The sequence below is a fragment of the Roseovarius ramblicola genome (assembly GCF_042430665.1).
Taxonomy (GTDB): domain Bacteria; phylum Pseudomonadota; class Alphaproteobacteria; order Rhodobacterales; family Rhodobacteraceae; genus Roseovarius; species Roseovarius ramblicola.
Window position 1 is genome coordinate 107,644 of sequence record NZ_JBHMEC010000017.1, and the last position, 21,977, is coordinate 129,620.

At 67.9% G+C, this 21,977-nt stretch carries 21 protein-coding genes and 1 tRNA gene; 12 read left to right on the forward strand and 10 right to left on the reverse strand.

The features are described 5' to 3' along the window. Positions 1-118: 118 nt before the first annotated feature. Both ACFFU4_RS11155 and ACFFU4_RS11160 read right to left on the reverse strand, forming a co-directional pair. On the reverse strand, positions 119-817 hold the full coding sequence (locus tag ACFFU4_RS11155) for a sirohydrochlorin chelatase (protein WP_377069846.1): 699 nt from the start codon (positions 815-817) through the stop codon (positions 119-121). Between the two features lie 26 nt (positions 818-843). Further along, positions 844-1,182 carry a TraR/DksA family transcriptional regulator gene (locus tag ACFFU4_RS11160; protein WP_377069847.1) on the reverse strand — a complete coding sequence of 113 codons (339 nt, stop codon included), beginning with the start codon at positions 1,180-1,182 and terminating at the stop codon, positions 844-846. 85 nt (positions 1,183-1,267) lie between these two features. Between ACFFU4_RS11160 and cysE the strand changes: the two genes are divergently transcribed. Continuing rightward, complete coding sequence (gene cysE / locus ACFFU4_RS11165) at positions 1,268-2,104, forward strand: serine O-acetyltransferase (RefSeq protein WP_377069848.1); 837 nt, start codon at positions 1,268-1,270, stop codon at positions 2,102-2,104. 32 nt (positions 2,105-2,136) lie between these two features. Here the strand turns inward: cysE and ACFFU4_RS11170 are convergent, their stop codons facing one another. After that, complete coding sequence (locus ACFFU4_RS11170) at positions 2,137-3,054, reverse strand: phosphotransferase (protein ID WP_377069849.1); 918 nt, start codon at positions 3,052-3,054, stop codon at positions 2,137-2,139. A 101-nt stretch (positions 3,055-3,155) separates the two neighbouring features. Here ACFFU4_RS11170 and ACFFU4_RS11175 point away from each other — a divergent pair, with 101 nt between their 5' ends. The 4 genes from ACFFU4_RS11175 to ACFFU4_RS11190 are packed head-to-tail and all read left to right on the forward strand — an operon-like array spanning position 3,156 to position 7,351. Next, a complete protein-coding gene (locus ACFFU4_RS11175) occupies positions 3,156-3,398 on the forward strand; it encodes an exodeoxyribonuclease VII small subunit (RefSeq protein ID WP_377069850.1) in 243 nt (80 codons plus the stop codon). After that, the gene (locus ACFFU4_RS11180) at positions 3,398-4,285 is read left to right on the forward strand and encodes a polyprenyl synthetase family protein (protein WP_377069851.1); all 888 of its coding nucleotides are present in this window, start codon (positions 3,398-3,400) and stop codon (positions 4,283-4,285) included. The genes ACFFU4_RS11175 and ACFFU4_RS11180 overlap by 1 nt, the downstream gene beginning before the upstream one ends. Before the next feature lie 21 nt (positions 4,286-4,306). Next, positions 4,307-6,232 carry a 1-deoxy-D-xylulose-5-phosphate synthase gene (gene dxs / locus ACFFU4_RS11185; protein WP_377069852.1) on the forward strand — a complete coding sequence of 642 codons (1,926 nt, stop codon included), beginning with the start codon at positions 4,307-4,309 and terminating at the stop codon, positions 6,230-6,232. A 30-nt stretch (positions 6,233-6,262) separates the two neighbouring features. Continuing rightward, positions 6,263-7,351: a PQQ-dependent sugar dehydrogenase gene (locus tag ACFFU4_RS11190; RefSeq protein WP_377069853.1), complete on the forward strand. Its 1,089-nt coding sequence runs from the start codon at positions 6,263-6,265 to the stop codon at positions 7,349-7,351. Positions 7,352-7,406: 55 nt separating this feature from the next. On the opposite strand, the gene ACFFU4_RS11195 is transcribed toward ACFFU4_RS11190, so the two are convergent. After that, on the reverse strand, positions 7,407-8,162 hold the full coding sequence (locus ACFFU4_RS11195) for an SDR family NAD(P)-dependent oxidoreductase (RefSeq protein ID WP_377069854.1): 756 nt from the start codon (positions 8,160-8,162) through the stop codon (positions 7,407-7,409). 155 nt (positions 8,163-8,317) lie between these two features. On the opposite strand from ACFFU4_RS11195, the gene ACFFU4_RS11200 reads away from it, so the two are divergent. Both ACFFU4_RS11200 and trpB read left to right on the forward strand, forming a co-directional pair. Then, a complete protein-coding gene (locus ACFFU4_RS11200) occupies positions 8,318-9,430 on the forward strand; it encodes an S-(hydroxymethyl)glutathione dehydrogenase/class III alcohol dehydrogenase (protein ID WP_377069855.1) in 1,113 nt (370 codons plus the stop codon). 80 nt (positions 9,431-9,510) lie between these two features. Beyond that, positions 9,511-10,743, forward strand: coding sequence for a tryptophan synthase subunit beta (gene trpB, locus ACFFU4_RS11205; protein WP_377069856.1), 1,233 nt, complete (start codon positions 9,511-9,513; stop codon positions 10,741-10,743). Positions 10,744-10,870: 127 nt separating this feature from the next. Here the strand turns inward: trpB and ACFFU4_RS11210 are convergent, their stop codons facing one another. Then, the gene (locus ACFFU4_RS11210) at positions 10,871-11,332 is read right to left on the reverse strand and encodes a disulfide bond formation protein B (protein WP_377069857.1); all 462 of its coding nucleotides are present in this window, start codon (positions 11,330-11,332) and stop codon (positions 10,871-10,873) included. Between the two features lie 4 nt (positions 11,333-11,336). Next, positions 11,337-11,915, reverse strand: coding sequence for a YqaA family protein (locus ACFFU4_RS11215; protein ID WP_377069858.1), 579 nt, complete (start codon positions 11,913-11,915; stop codon positions 11,337-11,339). A gap of 121 nt (positions 11,916-12,036) precedes the next feature. Here ACFFU4_RS11215 and ACFFU4_RS11220 point away from each other — a divergent pair. Beyond that, a tRNA-Leu gene (locus ACFFU4_RS11220) sits at positions 12,037-12,120 on the forward strand. Between the two features lie 131 nt (positions 12,121-12,251). Here the strand turns inward: ACFFU4_RS11220 and mepK are convergent. Further along, complete coding sequence (gene mepK / locus ACFFU4_RS11225; RefSeq protein ID WP_377069859.1) at positions 12,252-12,821, reverse strand: peptidoglycan L,D-endopeptidase MepK; 570 nt, start codon at positions 12,819-12,821, stop codon at positions 12,252-12,254. Between the two features lie 319 nt (positions 12,822-13,140). Between mepK and ACFFU4_RS11230 the strand changes: the two genes are divergently transcribed. The 3 genes from ACFFU4_RS11230 to ACFFU4_RS11240 all read left to right on the forward strand — a co-directional run bounded on the left by ACFFU4_RS11230 (position 13,141) and on the right by ACFFU4_RS11240 (position 16,481). Beyond that, on the forward strand, positions 13,141-14,823 hold the full coding sequence (locus ACFFU4_RS11230; RefSeq protein WP_377069860.1) for a L,D-transpeptidase family protein: 1,683 nt from the start codon (positions 13,141-13,143) through the stop codon (positions 14,821-14,823). Positions 14,824-15,012: 189 nt separating this feature from the next. After that, positions 15,013-15,273, forward strand: coding sequence for an acyl carrier protein (locus ACFFU4_RS11235; RefSeq protein WP_377069861.1), 261 nt, complete (start codon positions 15,013-15,015; stop codon positions 15,271-15,273). Further along, entirely contained in the window at positions 15,270-16,481 is a 1,212-nt protein-coding gene (locus ACFFU4_RS11240; RefSeq protein WP_377069862.1) for a beta-ketoacyl-[acyl-carrier-protein] synthase family protein, read from the forward strand. The genes ACFFU4_RS11235 and ACFFU4_RS11240 overlap by 4 nt, the downstream gene beginning before the upstream one ends. 85 nt (positions 16,482-16,566) lie before the next feature. On the opposite strand, the gene ACFFU4_RS11245 is transcribed toward ACFFU4_RS11240, so the two are convergent. Further along, entirely contained in the window at positions 16,567-17,181 is a 615-nt protein-coding gene (locus tag ACFFU4_RS11245) for an invasion associated locus B family protein (RefSeq protein WP_377069863.1), read from the reverse strand. Between the two features lie 419 nt (positions 17,182-17,600). Between ACFFU4_RS11245 and ACFFU4_RS11250 the strand changes: the two genes are divergently transcribed. Beyond that, entirely contained in the window at positions 17,601-19,166 is a 1,566-nt protein-coding gene (locus ACFFU4_RS11250) for a helicase HerA-like domain-containing protein (protein ID WP_377069864.1), read from the forward strand. 70 nt (positions 19,167-19,236) lie between these two features. Here ACFFU4_RS11250 and ACFFU4_RS11255 read toward each other — a convergent pair whose 3' ends face one another. Then, positions 19,237-20,577: a pyruvate dehydrogenase complex dihydrolipoamide acetyltransferase gene (locus tag ACFFU4_RS11255; RefSeq protein ID WP_377069865.1), complete on the reverse strand. Its 1,341-nt coding sequence runs from the start codon at positions 20,575-20,577 to the stop codon at positions 19,237-19,239. Between the two features lie 12 nt (positions 20,578-20,589). Then, on the reverse strand, positions 20,590-21,966 hold the full coding sequence (locus tag ACFFU4_RS11260; RefSeq protein WP_377069866.1) for a pyruvate dehydrogenase complex E1 component subunit beta: 1,377 nt from the start codon (positions 21,964-21,966) through the stop codon (positions 20,590-20,592). Between the last annotated feature and the right edge of the window lie 11 nt (positions 21,967-21,977).

The window sequence follows — 21,977 nt, forward strand, 5'->3', positions numbered from 1 at the left end:
CCGGGATTTGGCTGCGGTATAGACGCAGGCGGCGGCCCCGAAAACCCGCAAATCGACGATTTTCAGCGTCAGGTCAGGATGTTAGCGATAACTGTTAGCGCAATTGCGCGCGGTGGCGCTAACGGCCCGCGGCGATCGCGCGGGCCACCAGCGCAGGGAGTCCCGGGGCCAGCCCCAGCGGCGCGAGTCGCAGGCCCGCGAAGCCCGCCGCGTCGAGCGCCTCGGGAATGTCGTCGATGACATGTCCGCGTCTTGCGGCGAAGAACGGCAGGCACAGGCTTTGCGCACCCATGCCGACGGCGGCCTCGACGAGGAAGGGGGGCTCCTCGACGAATCCGACGCGGATCTCCGCGAGCGCGATGTGCCGCGCCAGCGCCTCGGCAAAGGCACGGGTGTCGCGGGCGGAATTGGGGCTGCGGCCCGAGCCGTGTGCGGCGAGGAACAGACGCGCCGTCCCCGGTTTCCACCCGGCGTGCGCGATCTCGTCCGCGAGCAGGTCGGCGGCGAGCGCTGGCAATTCGGGCGAGACGCCCAGCGGGCGCAACACCCGCGCCTCCGGTGCATTGCCGAGCCTGTTGCGCAGGTTCTCGCCGGTGAACCAGCCCTCGGTCATGAACAGCGGATACACGACCGGCGCCGGACCTGCCCCGGCCAGCGCCGCGTCGAGCGCGCCGGGCTTGGCCAGCGTCGCCGCGCCGATCGTCCAGTCGGGCAGGTGCCGCGCCACCCGCGCGGCGAGATCGCCGATTTCGCGCTCGGCCGGGTCCGGGTCAGAGGGCTGGCCATGGCTGACGATAATGGCGGTGCGGTCTGTCATCGGCGGCTCCTGTGGCGGCGCGCGGCTCAGCCGCTGGCGCAGGAAATGCACCGCGTGGTGCCGGGGTCAAGCTCCAGCCGCGCGGGCGCGATCTCTTCGCCGCAATCCTCGCAATAGCCGAACTCGCCGTCGTCGATGCGGTCGAGCGCCGCGCGCAGGCGGCGGCGCTCGATGTCGCGGCGTGCATGGGTGGCGCGCGCCATCGCCTGCGATTGCAGCGCGTCCTGGCGGCTCAGCCGTCCGATGGCCTGCTGGTCGAGCGCGACCGTTTCCTGCCCTTCGCGGCCGCGCGCGTCCTCCTCGTCGATCTCGGCGAGACGCGCGGTGATGCGGGCGCGGTAGCGGGCGAGCGCGTTGTCATTCATGGTTGTGATCCCCGGCAACAGCCCTTTGCATTTTACCTCCCCTGCCTATCTGTTATGATCGAGGCGATCCAGAGGAGCATGTCCCGTGGCGTATACCAAAACCAAACTGGCCGAGTTCGATCCGGTCTGGGCGCGCATCGCCCGCGAATCCGAGGCCGCCATCGCCGACGAGCCGCTGCTGGGCGGGCTCATCCATTCCAGCGTGCTGCATCATGGCAGCTTCGACCAGGCGCTGGCCTATCGCATCTCGCTCAAGCTCGGATCGGGCGAGATGCCCGAGCAGATCCTGCGCGAGATTTGCGACAAGGCGCTGGCCTCGGACGACAGCATCGGGCTGGCCGCGCGCGCCGATATCGTCGCCGTCAATGACCGCGACCCGGCCTGCGACAGGTTCCTTCTGCCGCTCCTGTTCTTCAAAGGGTTCCAGGCGATCCAGGCCTACCGCATCGCGCATTGGCTGTGGGAAACCGGGCGCTACGATCTGGCGCGTTTCTTCCAGATGCGCTGTTCCGAGGTGTTCGGCGTCGATATCCATCCCGCCGCGCGCATCGGCAAGGGCATCATGATCGACCACGCCCATTCCATCGTCATCGGCGAGACGGCGGTGGTGGGCGATAATGTCTCGATGCTGCACTCCGTCACGCTGGGCGGCACCGGCAAGGAGGAAGAGGATCGCCACCCCAAGATCGGCAACGGCGTGCTGATCGGGGCGGGGGCCAAGGTGCTCGGCAATATCCGCGTCGGCGATTGCTCGCGCATCGCGGCCGGCTCGGTGGTGCTCCAGGAGGTGCCGCCGTGCAAGACCGTGGCGGGTGTGCCTGCGCGCATCGTCGGCGAGGCGGGCTGCGATCAGCCCTCGGTCAGCATGGACCAGCTTCTGGGCGTGCGCGGCTCGGACGAGGACGGCGAAGACGCCGGGTAGGGCGCGACCGGTCCGCTCAGGGGGAGCATGTTCTAGGTCAAATCGCGCGTGGCCAGATCGTCGCGCAGTGCGGCATAGACGCGCCCGGCGGTGCGGATGCGGCGGGGGCGCAGGGCGGGCGTTTCCACCCGGATCAGCGCCTCGATGCCCAGAAAGAACGGCAGCACCAGCCGACGCTCGGCCTCGGTCAGCGCGAAGGCCTCGACAAAGGCGTCGCGCATGCCCGCATCGACGCCGCACCACGCCCGCCCCGAAGGGCAGACGCCACGCCGGGCCATGTGCATGAGGAACCGCGCAATATCCTTGAGCAGCGGCATCCGACCCGAGCCGCCGGTGTCGATACCGGTCAGGATCCTGCCCGACGCCAGCAGGTTGTTGGCGTGAAAGTCGCCGTGGCAGATCGCCACCCGCCAGTCGGCCCCGTCAATGCGCCCGGCGATCCGCGCGACCCCGTCGAGGATACCCGCCTCGATCCCGCGCAGGTCCGGGAAGGGCTGGCCCTGCGTCGCCCGTTCGGCACGGGCGAGCCAGCCCGCGCACCGCGCCCCCCGCCAGACCTCCGACACATCCGTGTAGCGCCGCAGCCACGCGGCGGCGGGGGCGAGACGGGGCCCGCGCCGATCCGCGCGCAGCCGCGCGACACGGTCGAGAAGCGGTGTGCCGGGCGCGCGCTCCATCACCATCAGGTGCAGGTCGGGCAGGTGGGCCAGCGGCTCGGCCACGCGGAACCGCCTGCCTTGCATATGCGGCCAGATGCGGCACGCCTCCTGCCACTCGCGGGCCTGCATCCCGGCGGTCTCGGGGGTGGCGAGGCGAAAGATCGCGTCGCGCCCCTGCCATGTGCCTTCGTGAATGCGCCGCTTGCCGGGGATGTGGCGGATGAGGGCACCGATCACCGCCCCGTCGGGCAGATCGGCCTCGGCGGGCAGGGCGGGCGAAGGGTCGGGCATGGGCCGAGTTTTTCGCAGCCTTGCGGGGGCGTCAACCGAATTGCACAGCCGCCCTGCCGCCGCTATGGTCAGGGCCGGAATTCAGGCAGCGGGAGCACGGCATGGCAGAGACACCGGTCGCGGAACTGAGCTTCGAGCAGGCGATGGCGGAGCTCGAGGAGGTGGTCGGCCGGCTGGAACGCGGCGACGTGGCGCTCGACGAGTCGATCAGGCTCTACGAACGGGGCGCGGCGCTCAAGAAACGCTGCGAGACCAAACTCAAGGAGGCCGAGGAGAAGGTCGCCGCCATCACGCTCGATGCCGAGGGCAACCCGACGGGCACGGTGCCGGTCGAGGGGCAGTGATGGCCGAAGGCCCCGCCGAGCCCCGCGCGGCGCTGGCGCGCGACGCGGGGCTGGCCCGCGCCTGCATCGAGACCGCCCTGCACGGCCATGACGGCCCCGTCGCCGAGGCGATGCGCTATGCCGTCGCGGGCGGCAAGGGCCTGCGCGCGGTGCTAGTGATGGAAGGGGCGCTCCTGTTCGGGATCGACCGGGCAAGGTCGGCCCCCGCCGCGGCGGCGATCGAGGCGGTCCACGCCTATTCGCTGATCCACGACGACCTGCCCTGCATGGACGATGACGACCTGCGCCGCGGCAAGCCCACCGTCCACCGACACTGGGACGAGGCGACGGCGGTGCTGGGGGGTGACGCGCTGCAGGCGCTGGCGTTTGAGTTGCTGTGCGACACGGACTGCCCCGACGCCGCCCGGCTGGCGCTGCTGCGCGGCCTCGCCCGCGCCGCCGGTGTCGGCGGCATGGTGGGCGGGCAGGCACAGGATATCGCCGCCGAGAGCGCGGCCACGCCGCTGACGCTCGACGAGATCACCGGGCTTCAGGCGGGCAAGACCGGTGCGCTCATCTGCTGGGCGGCGACGGCGGGGGCGGTGATGGCCGAGGCCCCGGCCGCGCGCATCCGGGCCTTGCAGAGCTACGGCGACTGCCTCGGCCTCGCCTTCCAGATCGCCGACGACATTCTCGATGTCGAGGGGGACGCGGGCCTCACGGGCAAGGCCGTGGGCAAGGACGCGGCGGCGGGCAAGGCCACCTTCGTCTCGCTTCTGGGTCTCGATGCGGCACGCACCCGTGCCGCGCATCTTGTGGACACCGCCTGTGACGCCCTATCTGTATTCGGGGACGAGGCGCAAACCTTGCAGGCGCTCGCGCGCTTCGTTATCTCGCGCCAGAGCTGATCAACCCCGGGGAGGGGGCCGATGTCCGACACGCCGCACACGCCGCTTCTCGATCAGGTGCGCATCCCGTCCGATCTCAAGCGGCTGGGCGACGCTGACCTGCCGCAGCTTGCCCGTGAACTGCGTGCCGAGACGATCGCCGCGGTCTCGGAGACCGGCGGCCATCTCGGCGCGGGGCTCGGGGTGGTGGAACTGACAGTGGCGCTGCACCATGTGTTCGATGCGCCGCGCGACAAGATCGTGTGGGACGTCTCGCACCAGACCTACCCCCACAAGATCCTCACCGGCCGGCGCGACCGCATCCGCACCCTGCGGCAGAAGGACGGGCTGTCGGGCTTCACCAAGCGCTCGGAATCGCCCTACGACCCGTTCGGGGCGGCGCATTCATCCACCTCGATCAGCGCCGCGCTCGGCTTTGCCGTGGCGCGCGATCTGGGCGGTGCCTGCGACACCGGGCACGGCGACGCCATCGCGGTGATCGGCGACGGGGCGATGTCGGCGGGCATGGCGTTCGAGGCACTCAACAACGCGGGCCACCTGCAAAAGCGGCTAATCGTCATCCTCAACGACAACGAGATGTCCATCGCGCCCCCTGTTGGCGCGATGTCCGCCTATCTCTCGCGGCTCTACGCGGGGGCCCCGTTCCAGGATTTCAAGGCCGCCGCCAAGGGCGCGATCTCGATGCTGCCGCCGCCGTTTCAAGAGGGCGCGCGCCGCGCCAAGGATGTGCTCAAGGGGATGGCGGTGGGCGGCACCCTCTTCGAGGAACTGGGCTTCAGCTATGTCGGCCCCATCGACGGCCACGACCTCGACCAGCTCCTGCCGGTGCTGCGCACCGTCAAGGCGCGGGCCACAGGGCCGATGCTGATCCATGTGCTGACGAAAAAGGGCAAGGGCTATGCCCCCGCCGAGAGCGCACGCGACGGCGGGCACGCCACGGCGAAATTCGACCTCGTCACCGGCAAGCAGAAGAAGACGCCGTCGAACGCGCCCAGCTATACCCGCGTCTTTGCCGATGCGCTGCTGGCCGAGGCGGCGGACGATCCGCGCATCTGCGCCATCACCGCCGCCATGCCCGACGGCACCGGGCTCGACCTCTTTGCCGAACGCTACCCGTCGCGGTGCTTCGACGTCGGCATCGCGGAACAGCACGCGGTGACGTTCTCAGCCGGGCTCGCCGCGGGGGGGATGCGGCCGTTCTGCGCGCTCTATTCCACCTTCCTGCAACGCGGCTACGATCAGGTCGTGCACGACGTCGCGATCCAGCGCCTGCCGGTGCGCTTCGCGATCGACCGCGCGGGTCTTGTGGGGGCCGACGGGGCCACCCATGCCGGGGCGTTCGACATCGCCTATCTCGCCAACCTGCCCGGCTTTGTCGTGATGGCCGCCGCCGACGAGGCAGAGCTCAAACACATGGTCGCCACCGCTGCCCGGCACGACAGCGGCCCCATCGCGTTCCGCTACCCGCGCGGCGAGGGCACCGGCGTCGAGATGCCCGAACGCGGCACGCCGCTCGAAATCGGGCGCGGGCGCATCGTGCAGGACGGGGCGGATGTGTCGATCCTGTCCTTCGGCACGCGGCTGTCGGAGGTCATGACCGCCTGCGAAGCCCTGCGCGCCCGCGGCATCACCCCCACCGTCGCCGATGCCCGTTTTGCCAAGCCGCTCGACGAGGCGCTGATCCTCGATCTCGTCGCGCGGCACGACGCCATGATCACCATCGAGGAGGGGGCCATCGGCGGTTTCGGCAGCCATGTCAGCCACCTGCTGGCCGAGGCGGGCGTGTTCGATGCCGGATTCAGGTTCCGCTCGATGGTGCTGCCGGACATCTTCATCGACCAGGCCAGCCCCGCCGACATGTACGCCACCGCGAAGCTCTCCGCCGCCGATATCGAGGCGCGGGTGCTGGCGCTGATGGGGCTGGGACAGGTGGACAAACGCGCCTGACGGCCAGACCGCAGGAAAGGAGCACATCCCATGATCCGCCTCCTCGCCCTCTGCCTCGCGCTCGCGCTCTGGTCCCCCGCCCATGCGCTCGACACCAGTGCCGGGCCGGTTTCCGTGACCCGCATGATCGCGGGGCTGACGCAGCCCTGGGCGCTCGGCTTTCTGCCCGGCGGCGGCGTCCTCGTGACCGAGCGGGACGGGAGGCTGCTTCTCCACCGCGACGGCGAGACGCGCACGGTCGCTGGTGTTCCGAAGGTCGCCGCCGTGGGGCAGGGCGGGCTGCTCGATGTCCTGGTGCCGCGCGATTTCGCGCAGACCCGCACGCTCTTTTTCACCTATGCCAAACCCCAGCCGAACGGCGAGGGCACCGCGGTGGCGCGCGCGCGGCTGTCGCGGGACGGCCAGCGGCTCGAAAACTGGCGCGTGCTCTTCGAACTGACGCCGGGATCCTCCGGCGGGCGGCATTTCGGCTCGCGCCTCGTCGAGGGCGAGGACGGGTATCTCTACGCCACCATCGGCGAGCGTGGCGACAGGCCGTCGGCGCAGGACCTCTCGCGCGAGAACGGATCGGTGATCCGTATCGCCCGCGACGGCACGATCCCGGATGATAACCCGTTCACCGACACGCCCGGTGCCCGCCCCGCGATCTGGTCATACGGCCACCGCAACCCGCAGGGCGCGGCGCGCGGCCCGGGTGGCGCGGTCTGGGTGGTCGAGCACGGTGCCAAGGGTGGCGACGAGGTGAACCGCATCCGGCGCGGGGCCAATTACGGCTGGCCGGTCATCTCCTACGGGCGGCACTATTCGGGTGCCAAGATCGGCGAGGGCACCCACAAGGACGGCATGGAACAGCCCGATTTCTACTGGGACCCGTCCATTGCGCCCTCGGGGATGATGATCTATTCCGGTGCGCTCTGGCCCGAATGGCGCGGCCACATCTTCGTGGGATCGCTCAAGTTCGGCCTCATCTCCCACCTCGCAGGCGCGCCCTTGCGCGAGGTCGAACGCCTCAAATCCAGGGAAACCGCCCGCGTCCGCGACATCCGCGAGGCCCCCGACGGCAGCATCTGGTTTCTCAGCGTCGGCAACGGTGCCGCCTATCGCCTCACCCCCGGCTGATCTTCTTCTTGGCGAAAATACTCCGGGGGCGTGGGGGCTGGCCCCCACAGGGGCGTCACTGCATCCTGAGCGCCCCGTCGAGGCGGATCACCTCGCCGTTGAGATAGCCGCATTCGACGATGAACGCCGCCAGCCGCGCATATTCCTCCGGATCACCCAGCCGCTTGGGGAACGTCACCTCGGCGGCGAGGCTCTCCTGCACCTCGTCCGGCAGCCCCCGCATCATCGGCGTGGCGAAGATGCCCGGCGCGATCGCCATCACCCGAATGCCCTCGCGCGCCAGATCGCGGGCCATCGGCAGCGACAGCCCCACGATCCCGCCCTTGGAGGCGGCATAGGCGGTTTGCCCCTTCTGCCCGTCGAAGGCGGCGATGGAGGCGGTATTGACGATCACGCCCCGCGCGCCGTCGGCATCGGGCGCGTTGCCGGCCATCTCGGCGGCGGCGAGGCGGGCGACGTTGAAGGTGCCGACGAGGTTGATATCGACGGTGCGGCGAAACGCATCCAGCGGGTGCGGCCCGTCGCGGCCCAGCGTCTTGGCCCCGGTGGCGATGCCCGCGCAATTGACCGCCGCGGTGATCCGCCCCATCGCCGCCTTCGCCTGCGCGATGGCCCCGCCGACCGACGCCTCGTCGGTGACGTCCGTCTCGGCGAAATGCGCGCCGATTTCGGCGGCGACGGCCTGCCCGCGCTCCGTGTCCCGGTCGAGCAGCGTCACCTGTGCGCCGAGCTTGCGGAAATGCCGGGCCGTCGCCTCGCCGAGGCCCGAGGCCCCGCCGGTGACGATCGCGGCTGTGTCTGTCATGCGCATTCGGGCCTCCCGCAGTAAATGAACATCCGTTCAGATACAGCGCCCCGCCGCGCCTGTCAAAACACTTCGGGCGCATCCGGGGCACAGTCCGAGATTGCCTTTGACGCCATGTCCGACTACGCCTGACAAGAGAGACAACACGAAGGGAGGCGACAATGCGCACGAAGGCGGCGGTAGCGATGGAGGCGGGCAAGCCTCTGGAGATCATGGAGGTCAATCTCGACGGGCCGCGCGCCGGCGAGGTGCTCGTCGAGATCAAGGCCACGGGCCTGTGCCACACCGACGAATTCACCCGCTCGGGCGACGACCCCGAGGGGATTTTTCCGGCTATTCTCGGCCACGAGGGCGCGGGCGTGGTGATCGAGGTGGGCGAGGGTGTGACCAGCCTCGAAGTGGGCGATCATGTGATCCCGCTCTACACCCCCGAATGCCGCGAATGCGACTACTGCCTCAACCCCAAGACCAACCTGTGCCAGAAGGTGCGCGCCACGCAAGGTCAGGGCCTCCTGCCCGACGGCACGACACGGTTCTCGATGCTCGACGGCACGCCGATCCATCACTACATGGGCTGCTCGACCTTCGCCAACCACACCGTGGTCCCCGAGATCGCGCTCGCCAAGGTGCGCCGCGACGCGCCGTTCGACAAGATCTGCTATATCGGCTGCGGCGTGACCACCGGCATCGGCGCGGTGATCAACACCGCCAAGGTCGAGCTTGGCAGCACCGCCATCGTCTTCGGCCTCGGCGGTATCGGGCTCAACGTCATCCAGGGGCTGCGGCTCGCGGGGGCGCGGCAGATCGTCGGCGTCGATCTCAATCCGTCCAAGGCCGACATGGCGCGCCATTTCGGCATGACCGATTTCGTCAACCCCAAGGATGTGGACGGCGATATCGTCGGCCATCTCGTCGATCTCACGGGCGGCGGGGCGGATTACACCTTCGACGCAACGGGTAATGTCAACGTCATGCGCACCGCGCTCGAAGCCGCGCACAAGGGCTGGGGCGAGAGCATCATCATCGGTGTGGCCCCGGCGGGTGCCGAGATCAGCACGCGGCCCTTCCAGCTTGTCACCGGTCGGGTCTGGCGCGGCACGGCGTTCGGCGGTGCCCGCGGGCGCACGGACGTGCCGAAGATCGTCGACATGTACATGTCGGGCATGATCGAGATCGACCCGATGATCACCCACAAGCTGACGCTGGAGCAGATCAACGAGGGGTTCGAACTGATGCACAAGGGTGAATCGATCCGCGCGGTCGTGGAATACTGACGCCGCCCCCGCGCCTGCGCCTTGCCCTCGCGGGCGGGGCGCACTAGGACATGCCCAAGGCAACAGGGGGCGCACGAGACATGGCCAACGACCTTTTCAACTCCTTCATGACCGGCCCCGACGAAAAGGGCCGGTTCGGCGATTTCGGCGGGCGGTTCGTGTCCGAGACGCTGATGCCGCTCATCCTGGAGCTGGAAGAGCGCTATGAGCACGCCAAGACCGACCCCGATTTCTGGGCCGAGATGCATTTCCTGTGGAAGCACTATGTGGGCCGTCCTAGCCCGCTCTACCATGCCGAGCGGTTGACCGAACGGCTGGGCGGCGCGAAGATCTATCTCAAGCGCGACGAGCTCAACCACACCGGCGCGCACAAGATCAACAACGTGCTGGGCCAGATCATCCTCGCCCGCCGCATGGGCAAGCAGCGCATCATCGCCGAGACGGGTGCCGGGCAGCACGGTGTCGCCACCGCCACGGTCTGCGCCAAGTTCGGGCTGAAATGCGTGGTCTACATGGGCGCGCATGATGTCGAGCGGCAGGCACCCAACGTGTTCCGCATGCGTCTGCTCGGGGCCGAGGTGATCCCCGTCACCTCCGGACGCGGCACGCTCAAGGACGCGATGAACGACGCGCTGCGCGACTGGGTCACGAATGTGCGCGACACGTTCTACTGCATCGGCACGGTGGCGGGGCCGCATCCCTATCCGGCGATGGTGCGTGATTTCCAGTCGATCATCGGCAAGGAGACGCGCGAGCAGATGCACGAGGCCGAGGGCCGCCTGCCCGACACGCTGGTGGCCGCCATCGGCGGCGGGTCGAACGCGATGGGGCTGTTCTATCCGTTCCTCGACGACAAGGAGGTGGGCATCATCGGGGTCGAGGCCGGCGGCCACGGTGTCGATGACCGGATGGAGCATTGCGCCTCGCTCACGGGCGGCCGGCCCGGCGTGCTGCACGGCAACCGCACCTACCTGTTGCAGGACGGCGACGGACAGATCCTCGAAGGCCATTCGATCTCGGCGGGCCTCGACTATCCCGGCATCGGCCCCGAGCATAGCTGGCTGCACGAGAGCGGACGGGCGAAATACGTCTCGATCACCGATGCCGAGGCGCTGGAGGCGTTTCAACTGTGCTGCGAGACCGAGGGCATCATTCCGGCGCTGGAGCCCTCCCACGCACTCGCCCACGTGGCCAAGATTGCGCCGGACCTGCCGGGCGATCACCTGCTGGTCATGAACATGTGCGGGCGCGGCGACAAGGACATCTACACCGTCGCCAAGCATCTCGGCTTCGACATCGAGAGCGGCGGCTGAGCCTGCTCACCGACGCGCGGATGGGCGGGTCGATGGTGGCGCGACACGTGGCTCGGCCTCCGGCGGGGCGGACGGGCGCTCGTGCGGCTCATTCGAATGTGCGCAAGACGCCGGTCGCGCCCGGCAGTCAGCGCGTGCGCAGCGCCATCAGCCAGATCGCGGCGAGGCCCAGCGAGACGAGCATGTTCCAGCTTGCCATCGACAGGCCCAGCATCTCCCAGGGCACCTCGTCGCAGCGCACCAGTGGCGCGGCCATGATCTGATCGAAGAGCTCCTCGCTGCTCATGCCGCCCACCGGGCCGCCCGAGCAATCCGACGGCCCCGGCCACCAGCCGCGCTCGACGCCGGTGTGGTAGCCGCCGAGCCCGGCGGTGACGAGCGCGGCGAGCGCGCCGAGCCCGGCCATCAGCATGGGCCAGGCCACGAGCGCCAGCACACCGGCCCCGATGGCCGCCCCGTGTGGCCAGCGCTGCCAGAGGCACAGCTTGCACGGGGCGAGGCCGCCCAGGTGCTGGAACGCCAGAGCCCCGAGCAGGAGCGCAGCGGAGCCAGAGGCGGCGAGGAGGATGAGGGATTTCTGTCGGGTCATGGCATCACATATAGCGGGTGAGATAAAAGCCGCCAAAGAGCAGCAGCACGAAAAGAATGGTCAGCAGCCCGAGGCGGCGCTCGATGAAGTCGCGGATCGGCGCGCCGAATTTCCACAACAGCCCTGCCACGAGGAAAAAGCGCAGGCTGCGGGCGAGGATCGAGGTGGCAATGAAGGTGCCCAACGGCATCGCCGTCCAGCCCGACATGATGGTGATGACCTTGTATGGAAAGGGCGTGACCCCCGCCGTCAGCACCGCCCAGAAACCGAAATCGTTGAACCGGGTGTTGAAGGCGGCCATCGCCTCGTCCTTGCCGAGCGTGGTGAGAATCGGTTGGCCGATGCTTTCATAGGCGAAGGCACCGATGGCATATCCCAGCATCCCGCCCAACACCGACGAAACCAGCGCAACGGCGGCAATCAGCCACGCCCGCGACGGCCGCGCGAGGATCATCGGGATCATCAGCACGTCGGGCGGGATCGGAAAGACCGAGCTTTCGGCAAAGGAGATGACGGCCAGCACCCATAATGCGTGCGGGCGGTCGGCCATGCGGATGGTCCAGTCGTAAAGCGCGCGCAGCATTGGCTGTCCTTGGGATCGGGTCGCCGTGAGACAGCATGCCGGCCCTGTGCGGTCAAGCCCTTTCACCGCTGTGCGCGGCCTCTGGACGCGGGCCGCGGGCTCGGCTAGAGACGGGTCAGGCGCGGGTGTGGCGGAATGGTAGACGCGAGGGTCTCAAACACCCTTTCCGCAAGGAGTGTCGGTTCGAATCCGACCACCCGCACCATATCTCCGGCTTGTCGCGGTCGGCCACCGGGGCAGGTTTGCCACATCTCCCAACGCAAAAGGCGGCACCTGCGCGCCGCCTTGCCAGTCATTCAGGGGGCGCTCTCGACCGGAGCGTGCCCGCGTTATGCCCTAGCGCCCCCAGGAGCGCACGGGACCACAATCCATGTGCACGAAATTCGAGCTCGAGTAGCGGCCCACGCCACCACCGTGACAGGCCATCGCGGCGCTGTAAATCTGGCTGACCGAGCGGCTGCGAAGCCGAAGGTCGGCCGCCTGGCCGATGATATGGCGCGAGTTCTTGGCCACCCCGCTCGACCGGCGGCGCAGCATGGCGTTGGTCTTGGGGCTGCGGTAGCCGCTGAGCAGCGTGTAAGGCTCGGTCGCGTCCAGAAGGTTGTGGCTGGCGGCCATGATGTCGACGGTGCGGCGGTCGATCACGCGGGTCTGATCGGTGCGCCAGTCGCGCATGAAGAGCGTGATCTCGTCGAGCGCCTCGTCGATGTAGTCCCCCTCGATCCAGTAGATCGTATCGAGCCGCTCGCCGGTGCGGGGCGAAATCATGCGCAGCCGCCGGATATCGCCGGAGCCGCGCAGGAACCCGGCTGCGTTACTGAAGGTCGGGGCGGCGGTGACCGCCGTTGCCGCGAAAGCCGCGAGTACACCGCGCCGTGTCATTCCAGTCAAGCTGAAGTCTGTCATTGTCTGGTACGCCTGTCCCGTTGCGCATGGTCTGATCGCTTGGTGCGACCTGTGTCATCATCCCCAGATGCCTAGCTTGTATGGCATAACGGGAATCGTCAACCAAGCCCCGATTTGACATGATTCGTGAGGCGCAAGGGCGTTCGGCGAAATCTCGCGCATTTTTGCAGCAGGCGTGACCAAAAGGCGACTTCGCTGAACGATCATCGGTGCCTCACGTCAAATTTGTCCACCGTGACGCGAAAGTGTTGCGGAAGAATTGAGATTACGTGCCGTTGTCGGCTAACATACCTGCGTTAGCTGTTCGAAGGGGGTCGGGATGTCATCGGGTTTGTCGCGCATGTGGCTCGGGGTTGGGCTGAGTCTGTGTCTTGCCGGGACTGTCGGAGTATCCGGCGCACGGTCCGAGGGCGCGCGGACAGCGGTGCCCAGGGTCATTCCCGCGGTGATGGCCGGGGCGATGGCCGAGGCGCTCGACATGGCGCGCCAATCCGCTTTCCGGCAGGCGGTGGCCGAGGCGGCGGGGCGCGACCGCGACGTCGCCGGGTTCTATCGCGAGATCGGCTATGCGGCGGTCTGGACCGGCGATGATGCGGCCCATCGCGCACGCCGCGCGGCTTTGCTGCGGGCGCTTGATGACGCCGCGCTGCACGGGCTGCCGGAGCGGCGCTACGGGCGCGCCGCGCTGCTCGCGCGCATGGCCGATATCCGCTCGGCGCGCGAGCGCGGCGAGGTGGAGGTGGCGCTGAGCCGGGCCTACCTTGCCTATGCCCGCGACGTGCAGTCCGGCGTTCTGGTGCCGGGCCGCGTGGTGAACGATATCAAGCGGAGCGTGCCGCGGCGCTCCGCGAGCGATCTGCTGGGCGAGATCACGCGCGGCGACCCGCGCGATGTGCTGCGATCGCTGCCGCCACAGACAAACGCGTATCGTCGGCTTATGAAGGAACGGCTGCGGCTGGAAGAGGTCATCGCGCGGGGCGGCTGGGGGCCGGTCGTGCCCGGCGGCAAGCTTGAGCCCGGCGACTCGGGCGCGGCGGTGATCGCGCTGCGCGACCGGCTGGTGGCGCGCGGCTATCTCGCACGCAGCGCCACGGCGCGGTTCGACGGCGGGATCGAGTCTGCGCTGCGGGCGTTTCAGGCCGATCACGGGCTGGAGACCGATGGGATTGCGGGGCCCTCGACGCTTGCCGCGCTCAACATACCCCCTGAACGGCGACTCGCCTCGGTGCTGGTGGCGATGGAACGCGAGCGCTGGCTGCCCACCGAGCGCGGTGAGCGGCACATCCTCGTAAACCTCACGGATTTCAGCGCCCGTATTCTCGACCATGACAGCGTCACCTTCGAGACGCGCGCGGTGGTCGGCAAGAACGCTCATGACCGCCGCAGCCCCGAGTTTTCCGATGCGATGGATCACATGATCGTCAACCCGACATGGCATGTGCCCCGCTCGATCACGGTCAATGAATACCTCCCCAAGATGCAGGCCAACCGCAACGCTGCGGGGCACCTGCGCCTCTATGACAGCCGCGGTCGCGTGGTGCCCCGCAGCGCGGTGAATTTCCGTGCCTACACGGCGCGCAGCTTTCCTTTCGCCCTCAAGCAGCCGCCGTCGAACAGCAACGCGCTGGGCCTCGTGAAGTTCATGTTTCCCAACAAATACAACATCTACCTGCACGACACCCCGCAAAAGCACCTGTTCGACCGCGAAAAGCGCGATTTCAGCCATGGCTGTATCCGGCTCGCGCAGCCCTTCGAATTCGCCTACACGATGCTGGCCCCGCAGGAGGCCGACCCGAGGGGCCGCTTTCACCGCGCGCTCGACAGCGGGCGCGAGACCCGGATCGACATCGTGAACCCGGTGCCGGTGCATCTGATCTACCGCACCGCGATCACCCGCGCCGGCGGGCGCACGCAGTACCGCGACGATGTCTACGGGCGCGACGCGCAAATCTGGCGGGCGCTTGAGCGGGCGGGCGTGCGTTTGCGCGCCACGACCGGCTAGAGAGCCCGGCGCGCCGCCGTTTCCTCCTGTGGCCGGCGTCCTGCCGGGCGCGGGCAACCGGCACCCGGTCAGCCCCCCGCCGCCGAAAAGATTGTGCGCGGAGCCTGCGAGTCTTAAAAAACCGTTACAGACCTGTCGCAGAAGGACCGGAACAGCCCCCGGCGGGGGCGCAGACGGAAAGACCACGCCATGAGCAGCATTCAGCACCGTGTCATCGAGATCATCGCCGAACAGGCGGTGCTTGACCCCTCCGACGTCACCCCCGACAGCACGCTTGAGGATCTGGGGATCGACAGTCTGGGACTGGTCGAGAGCATTTTCGCCATCGAGGAGGCGTTCGACATCTCGGTGCCGTTCAACGCCAACGAGCCGGAGAAGAGCGATTTCGACATCTCCTCGGTGCGCGCCATCGTGGCGGGCATCGAGCGGCTGATCGCGGAGCAATCGTGACCCGCGTCGTCATCACCGGGGCGGGCACGATCAACCCCCTCGGTGCCGATGTGCCCGCCACGCTGGAGGCCATGCGCGAGGGGCGCTGCGGCATCGGCGAGTTGGAGTTTCGCGATGTCGAGCGGCTGTCGATCCGGATCGGCGGGCAGGTGCGCGGCTACGATCCCGAAACGGTGTTCAACCGGCAGCAACTGGCACTCTACGACCGGTTCACGCAGTTCACGCTGGTGGCCGCGCGGCAGGCGATCGCGCAGGCGGGGCTCGAGTTCAGGGGCGATCTTGCGGCGCGCACGGGCGCGATCCTGGGCAACTCGGGCGGCGGCATGACCACGCTCGACGACAATTACCGCTCGGTCTACGAGGAGGGCAAGAACCGCGTGCATCCCTTTGTCGTGCCAAAGCTGATGAACAACGCCGCCGCCTCGCACCTGTCGATGGAGTTCAACCTCAAGGGGCCCACGTTCACCGTGTCCACCGCCTGCGCGTCCTCGAACCACGCGATGGCGCAGGCGTTCCAGATGGTGCATGGCGGGATTACGCCGGTGATGGTCACCGGCGGCTCGGAATCGATGCTGTGCTTCGGCGGGGTCAAGGCATGGGAAGGGCTGCGCGTCATGAGCCGCGACGCCTGCCGCCCGTTCTCGGCCAACCGCAACGGCATGGTGCAGGGCGAGGGCGCGGCGGTCTATGTCTTCGAGGAGCTGGAGCACGCAAAGCGGCGCGGTGCCGAGATCCTCGCCGAGGTGGTGGGATTCGCCATGACCTCGGACGCCGCCGATATCGTGATGCCCTCCAAACAGGGTGCTGCGCGGGCGATGGCGGGGGCGCTGCGCGATGCGCGCGCGGACCGCACCGAGGTCGGCTATATCAACGCCCACGGCACCGGCACGGCAGCCAACGACAAGACCGAATGCGCGGCGGTGGCCGATGTGTTCGGCGCCCATGCCGACAAGCTGATGATGTCCTCCACCAAGTCGATGCACGCCCATCTCATCGGCGCGACCGGGGCGGTGGAATTGCTGGCCTGCATCATGGCGCTGCGCGACGGGGTGATCGCACCCACCATCGGCTACGAGGAGCCGGACCCGGAATGCGCGCTTGACGTGGTGCCGAACGAGGCGCGCGAGGCGCGCGTCGAGGTGGCACTATCGAACGCCTTCGCCTTTGGCGGGCTGAATGCGGTGCTGGCGCTCAGACGCTTTGCCTGAGCCTCTGATGCGTGCGACCCTCCGGTTTGACCGGAGGGTCTCGTGACGGTCATCTTCGGGCCGGGCCCGGATATGACCGCCTGCCTCAGTTGTCGAGCGTCGAGGCCGCCTCGTAGGCGGCGGTAAAGCCCGAGAGCGACACGTTGATGCGCACGGTCTGGTTGGGGGCCTGCGCCGGGATGATTTCGATCTGCGCCTGCGCCCCTTTCTTGAGCGCCGCGACCTCGGCTTCCGTCAGCCCGATGCGCGAGAAGCAGCCTCCCATCGTGCAGAATGAATACGCGTAGCTCTTGGCATTGCCGTCATCGACCGAGAGCTTTACCTCCTCCGTCAGCAGCGTGCCGAGCGGGACGGCGATGGTGGCCCCCGCTGCGATATTGCCCGCCCCACCGATGCGGTACAGCATGAATTCGGCCACCGGGTTGCCCTCGGAGCCGGTCAGAAGCTGATACATCTGGCAGATATCCTCGTCCGCCTCGCCGGGGAAGCAGCGCAGGGACCAGTCGCCGTGGGTCTCCTTGATATAGGACTCGTTCTCCTCGGTCACCTCGCGTCCGGTGTCGAGCCCGGCTGCGGGAGCCGACAGCGCGCCGCTATCATTGGCCGCGGCCTCGCCATCGGTGGAGGACTCTTGCGCGCCCGCGACCGTAGAGACCGCGAGAAGCGCGGTCAGGGACAGGTGGAGCAGGGTCTTGGTCATGACTTCCCCTTTTGTGTCTGCACGAATTCACGCTGTTGCCTCTAGCATGCCGACACGCACCTGTCAGGACGAAATCGCGCTCGCGGCGGCGGCAGATTGCCCAAAATACCGCGCCGGATGGACATGACCGGGACATTTCGCTGACCCTGAAAACAAGAAAGAGGCCATCCGGCCCCTTTCCTTTTTTCTCCCCGTCGGACTGGCCGACTTAGTCATTGAAACGGACGCTAGGCCACATCCGGCGATCCGTCAACAGTCCAGTTGACCTCCCCGCGCCAAAAAAAATGCCGCACCCGGGGGTGCGGCCAGTCTGACAGGGAGGAAGTGCCCGGTGCCAGAGAACATTCGGCACCGGGCACGGATACAGGCTGGCACAGAATGGTTAATTTTGTATGGTCTCAGCGTGGCGATTTCTGGACATGGAGGCGGGGCGCGTGAGCGGGACGATTTTCACCGGGGGCGGCGGGCCGGATCATACCGTGCCGCAGGAGATGCTGCTGAAATACGGCAACCGGCACGGGCTGATTGCCGGGGCCACCGGCACCGGCAAGACGGTGACGCTGCAAATCCTGGCCGAGGGGTTCTCGGATGCGGGCGTGCCGGTGATCCTGTCGGATATCAAGGGCGACGTGTCGGGCATGGCGGTGGCGGGCAGCCCCGATCAGAAGCTGCACGCGGCCTTTGCCGGGCGCGCGGCGAAAATCGGCTTCGACGCCTTCCGCTACGATGCCTTCCCGGTGATCTTCTGGGATATCTTCGGCGCGCAGGGCCATCCGATGCGCACCACCGTGTCGGAGATGGGGCCGCTTCTGCTGTCGCGGCTGATGGGCCTCACGGACGCGCAGGAAGGGGTGCTCAACATCGCGTTCCGCGTCGCCGACGAGGAGGCGCTGCCGCTGCTCGATCTCAAGGACTTGCAGGCGCTGCTCACCTTCGTGGGCGAGAGCGCCGCCGATCTGTCGCTGCGCTACGGTAATGTTGCCACCGCCTCGGTGGGTGCGATCCAGCGCGCGCTCCTTGTGCTGGAAAACCAGGGCGGCGCGCATTTCTTCGGCGAGCCGGCGCTGGACCTGGCCGATCTCATGCGCGTGACGCCCGAGGGGCGCGGGCATGTCAACATCCTCGCCGCCGACAGGCTGGTGCAGTCGCCCCGTCTCTACGCCACCTTCCTTCTGTGGTTGCTGTCGGAGCTGTTCGAGCAACTGCCCGAGGTCGGCAACCCCGACAAGCCGCGGCTGGTATTTTTCTTCGACGAGGCGCATCTGCTCTTCGATGACGCGCCCAAGGCGCTCGTGGACAAGGTCGAGCAGGTGGCCCGCCTTATCCGGTCCAAGGGGGTGGGTGTGTATTTCATCACCCAGAATCCCGACGACGTCCCCGAGGACATCCTCGGCCAGCTTGGCAACCGCGTCCAGCACGCGCTGCGCGCCTTCACCGCGCGCGACCAGAAGGCGCTCAGACGCGCCGCCGAGACCTATCGCCCCAACCCGCGGTTTGAGACGGTCGAGGCGATCCGCGACGTCGGCACCGGTGAGGCGGTGACCTCGCTCTTGCAGGACAAGGGCGTGCCGGGCATGGTCGAGCGCACGCTCATCCGCCCGCCCGCGACACGGCTCGGCCCCTGCGACGCGGAGACGCGCCGCGCGGTCATCGCCGCCTCGCCGGTGGCGGGCAAGTACGAGGCCGGGCTCGACCGGCACTCGGCCTTCGAGATGCTCGCCGCCCGCGCCGAGACGGCAGCGAGGGAGGCAGAAGCCGCAGAGACAGCCGCAGAGACAGCCGCAGAGGCAGAAGAAGAGGCCGCCCGCGAATTCCGCGCCGCGCGTCGCTATTCGGGCAGCGCGCGGGCCGGGCGTACCCGGCGCGGTGCCGCGACCGAGAGCCTTGGCGGCGCCATCGCGTCGGCGGTGGTCAAGGAACTCAGGGGCACCACCGGGCGGCGCATCGTGCGCGGAATCCTCGGCGGGCTGTTTCGCGGACGGTGAGAGGAGGCCCGTTGCCCGCGGGCCGCCCGATACCACAGCCGACCCCGCACCTGCGGGGCCGACCCGCCGGTCAGGCCAGCATCACCATCGGGTTTTCGAGGTTGTCGACGATCTGCTGCAACACTTCCGCGCCCATGGCCCCGTCGATCACCCGGTGATCCACGGACAGCGTGACCGACATGACCGTGGCCACCGTCAGCTCGCCATCGGCCCCGACCACCGGCTTCTTCAGCCCGGCACCGACGGCGAGGATCGCGCCATGCGGCGGGTTGATCACGGCGTCGAAATTCTCGATCCCGAACATGCCGAGATTGGAGATCGCGAAGGTGCCGCCCTGATATTCATGGGGGGCCAGCTTGCGCTCGCGGGCGCGCTTGGCGAGGTCCTTCATCTCCGCGCTGAGAGCCGAGAGCGATTTCATCTCGGCATCCTTGAGCACTGGGGTGAACAGCCCGCCCTCGATGGCGACGGCGACGGCGACGTCCGACGGTTTGAGCCTGAGCACCTTGTCGCCCGCCCAGACGGCATTGGCATCGGGCACCGCCTGCAACGCCAGCGCACAGGCCTTGATGATGAAATCGTTGACGCTGAGCTTCACGCCGCGCGGCTCAAGCTGCTTGTTGAGGTCGCTGCGGAACTTCATCAGCGCGTCGAGCCTGATCTCGCGGCGCAGGTAGAAATGCGGCACGGTCTGCTTGGCCTCGGTCAGGCGCGCGGCGATGGTCTTGCGCATCCCGTCGAGCTTGACCTCCTCGTACTCGCGGCCCTCGTACATGGCCGCGACCGCATCGGCGGAGGGGCCGGAGGGCGCTGCCGGGGCAGGGGCCTTCTCCGCCGGTTTGGCGGCCTCCTTGGCGGGCGCAGCGGCGGGTTTGGCGTCCTCGACATCGGCGCGCACGATGCGGCCATGCGGGCCGGAGCCCTTGATCTGGCGGAGATCCAGCCCCTTTTCGGCGGCGATCCGGCGGGCGAGGGGCGAGGCAAAGATGCGCTCGCCGCTGTCGTCCTTGGGCGCGGCGGGGGCAGGGGTCTCGGACTTTGCGACCGGCTCTGCGGTCTTGCCCTTGCCGGAGCCCTCGCCGCCCTTTTTCTCGTCCTTTGCAGGCTCTTCCGCGTCAGCCGATTTCGGGGCGCTGGCCTCGCCGGATTTAATGTCGTCGGCGCTTTCACCTTCCTCCAGCAACACGGCGATGGGGGTGTTGACCTTCACCCCCTCGCTGCCTTCCTCGACGAGGATCTTGCCGATGGTGCCCTCGTCCACGGCCTCGAATTCCATCGTCGCCTTGTCGGTCTCGATCTCGGCCAGCAAATCACCGGCGTTGACGGTGTCGCCCTCCTTGACCAGCCATTTGGCCAGCGTGCCCTCTTCCATCGTAGGCGAGAGGGCGGGCATCAGGATCTCGGTTGGCATCGCGTCTCTCCCTTACCGGTAGGTCACTTGGCGCACGGCGTCGATCACCTCTTTGGTCGAGGTCAGCGCCAGCTTTTCGAGATTGGCGGCGTAGGGCATCGGCACGTCCTTGCCGGTGCAGGTGATCACCGGCGCGTCGAGGTAGTCGAACGCCTTTTGCATCAGCACGGATGAGATGTAGCTGCCGATGGAGGGCACCGGCCAGCCTTCCTCGACCGTCACGCAGCGGTTGGTTTTCATCACCGAGGTGATCACCGTGTCGGTGTCCATCGGGCGCAGGGTGCGCAGGTCGATCACCTCGGCGTCGATGCCGTCCTCGGCCAGCTTTTCGGCGGCCTCGAGCGCGTAGGTCATGCCGATGCCGAAGCTGACGATGGTCACGTCCGCGCCCTCGCGCCAGATTTTGGCCTTGCCGAAGGGGATGGTGAAATCATTCATCTTCGGCACCTCGAAGGACTTGCCGTAGAGGATTTCATTTTCGAGGAAAACCACCGGGTTGGGATCGCGGATGGCGCTTTTCAAGAGACCCTTGGCGCAGGCCGCCGAATAGGGCTGCACCACGCGCAGGCCGGGCACCTGCGCATACCATGCGGCGTAGTCCTGGCTGTGCTGCGCGCCCACCCGCGCCGCCGCCCCGTTGGCCCCGCGAAAGACGATCGGGCTGCCCATCTGGCCGCCCGACATGTAGAGCGTCTTGGCCGCCGAGTTGATGATCTGGTCGATCGCCTGCATGGCGAAATTCCATGTCATGAATTCGACGATGGGCCGCAGCCCGCCCCACGAGGCGCCCACGCCGATCCCGGCAAAGCCGTGCTCGGTGATCGGCGTGTCGATCACGCGCTTGGCGCCAAACTCGTCCAGCAGGTTCTGGGTGATCTTGTAGGCACCCTGATACTCGGCCACCTCCTCGCCCATGACAAAGACGGTATCGTCGCGGCGCATCTCCTCGGCCATCGCGGCGTTCAATGCCTCGCGGACCGTCTTTTTCTCCATCTCGGTGCCATCGGGCCAGTCAGGACTGGTATCCGCTTTCGGCGCGGCAGGTGCCTTGGCCTGGGCGGGGGCAGATTTCGGCTCCTCGGTATCGCTTTCCTTGGCCTCGGGGGCAGGGGCGCTCGCGGCGGTGTCGATGTCGTCGGCGCTTTCGCCCTCCTCCAGCAGCACGGCGATGGGGGTGTTGACCTTGACGCCCTCGGTGCCCTCCTCGATCAGGATCTTGCCGATGGTGCCCTCGTCCACGGCCTCGAATTCCATCGTCGCCTTGTCGGTCTCGATCTCGGCCATGATGTCACCGGCATTGACGGTGTCGCCTTCCTTGACCAGCCATTTCGCGAGCGTGCCTTCCTCCATCGTGGGGGAGAGGGCGGGCATGAGAATTTCGGTTGCCATTGTCGTCTCTC

Bases quoted from the DNA above. Each gene is read 5' to 3' on its own strand.
- ACFFU4_RS11155 (WP_377069846.1), bottom strand. From the start codon at position 817: ATGACAGACCGCACCGCCATTATCGTCAGCCATGGCCAGCCCTCTGAC.
- ACFFU4_RS11170 (WP_377069849.1), bottom strand. From the start codon at position 3,054: ATGCCCGACCCTTCGCCCGCCCTGCCCGCCGAGGCCGATCTGCCCGAC.
- ACFFU4_RS11260 (WP_377069866.1), bottom strand. From the start codon at position 21,966: ATGGCAACCGAAATTCTCATGCCCGCCCTCTCCCCCACGATGGAGGAA.
- ACFFU4_RS11210 (WP_377069857.1), bottom strand. From the start codon at position 11,332: ATGACCCGACAGAAATCCCTCATCCTCCTCGCCGCCTCTGGCTCCGCT.
- ACFFU4_RS11160 (WP_377069847.1), bottom strand. From the start codon at position 1,182: ATGAATGACAACGCGCTCGCCCGCTACCGCGCCCGCATCACCGCGCGT.
- ACFFU4_RS11175 (WP_377069850.1), top strand. From the start codon at position 3,156: ATGGCAGAGACACCGGTCGCGGAACTGAGCTTCGAGCAGGCGATGGCG.
- trpB (WP_377069856.1), top strand. From the start codon at position 9,511: ATGGCCAACGACCTTTTCAACTCCTTCATGACCGGCCCCGACGAAAAG.
- ACFFU4_RS11245 (WP_377069863.1), bottom strand. From the start codon at position 17,181: ATGACCAAGACCCTGCTCCACCTGTCCCTGACCGCGCTTCTCGCGGTC.
- ACFFU4_RS11200 (WP_377069855.1), top strand. From the start codon at position 8,318: ATGCGCACGAAGGCGGCGGTAGCGATGGAGGCGGGCAAGCCTCTGGAG.
- ACFFU4_RS11250 (WP_377069864.1), top strand. From the start codon at position 17,601: ATGGAGGCGGGGCGCGTGAGCGGGACGATTTTCACCGGGGGCGGCGGG.
- ACFFU4_RS11215 (WP_377069858.1), bottom strand. From the start codon at position 11,915: ATGCTGCGCGCGCTTTACGACTGGACCATCCGCATGGCCGACCGCCCG.
- ACFFU4_RS11255 (WP_377069865.1), bottom strand. From the start codon at position 20,577: ATGCCAACCGAGATCCTGATGCCCGCCCTCTCGCCTACGATGGAAGAG.
- mepK (WP_377069859.1), bottom strand. From the start codon at position 12,821: ATGACAGACTTCAGCTTGACTGGAATGACACGGCGCGGTGTACTCGCG.
- dxs (WP_377069852.1), top strand. From the start codon at position 4,307: ATGTCCGACACGCCGCACACGCCGCTTCTCGATCAGGTGCGCATCCCG.
- ACFFU4_RS11230 (WP_377069860.1), top strand. From the start codon at position 13,141: ATGTCATCGGGTTTGTCGCGCATGTGGCTCGGGGTTGGGCTGAGTCTG.
- ACFFU4_RS11190 (WP_377069853.1), top strand. From the start codon at position 6,263: ATGATCCGCCTCCTCGCCCTCTGCCTCGCGCTCGCGCTCTGGTCCCCC.
- ACFFU4_RS11235 (WP_377069861.1), top strand. From the start codon at position 15,013: ATGAGCAGCATTCAGCACCGTGTCATCGAGATCATCGCCGAACAGGCG.
- ACFFU4_RS11195 (WP_377069854.1), bottom strand. From the start codon at position 8,162: ATGCGCATGACAGACACAGCCGCGATCGTCACCGGCGGGGCCTCGGGC.
- ACFFU4_RS11180 (WP_377069851.1), top strand. From the start codon at position 3,398: ATGGCCGAAGGCCCCGCCGAGCCCCGCGCGGCGCTGGCGCGCGACGCG.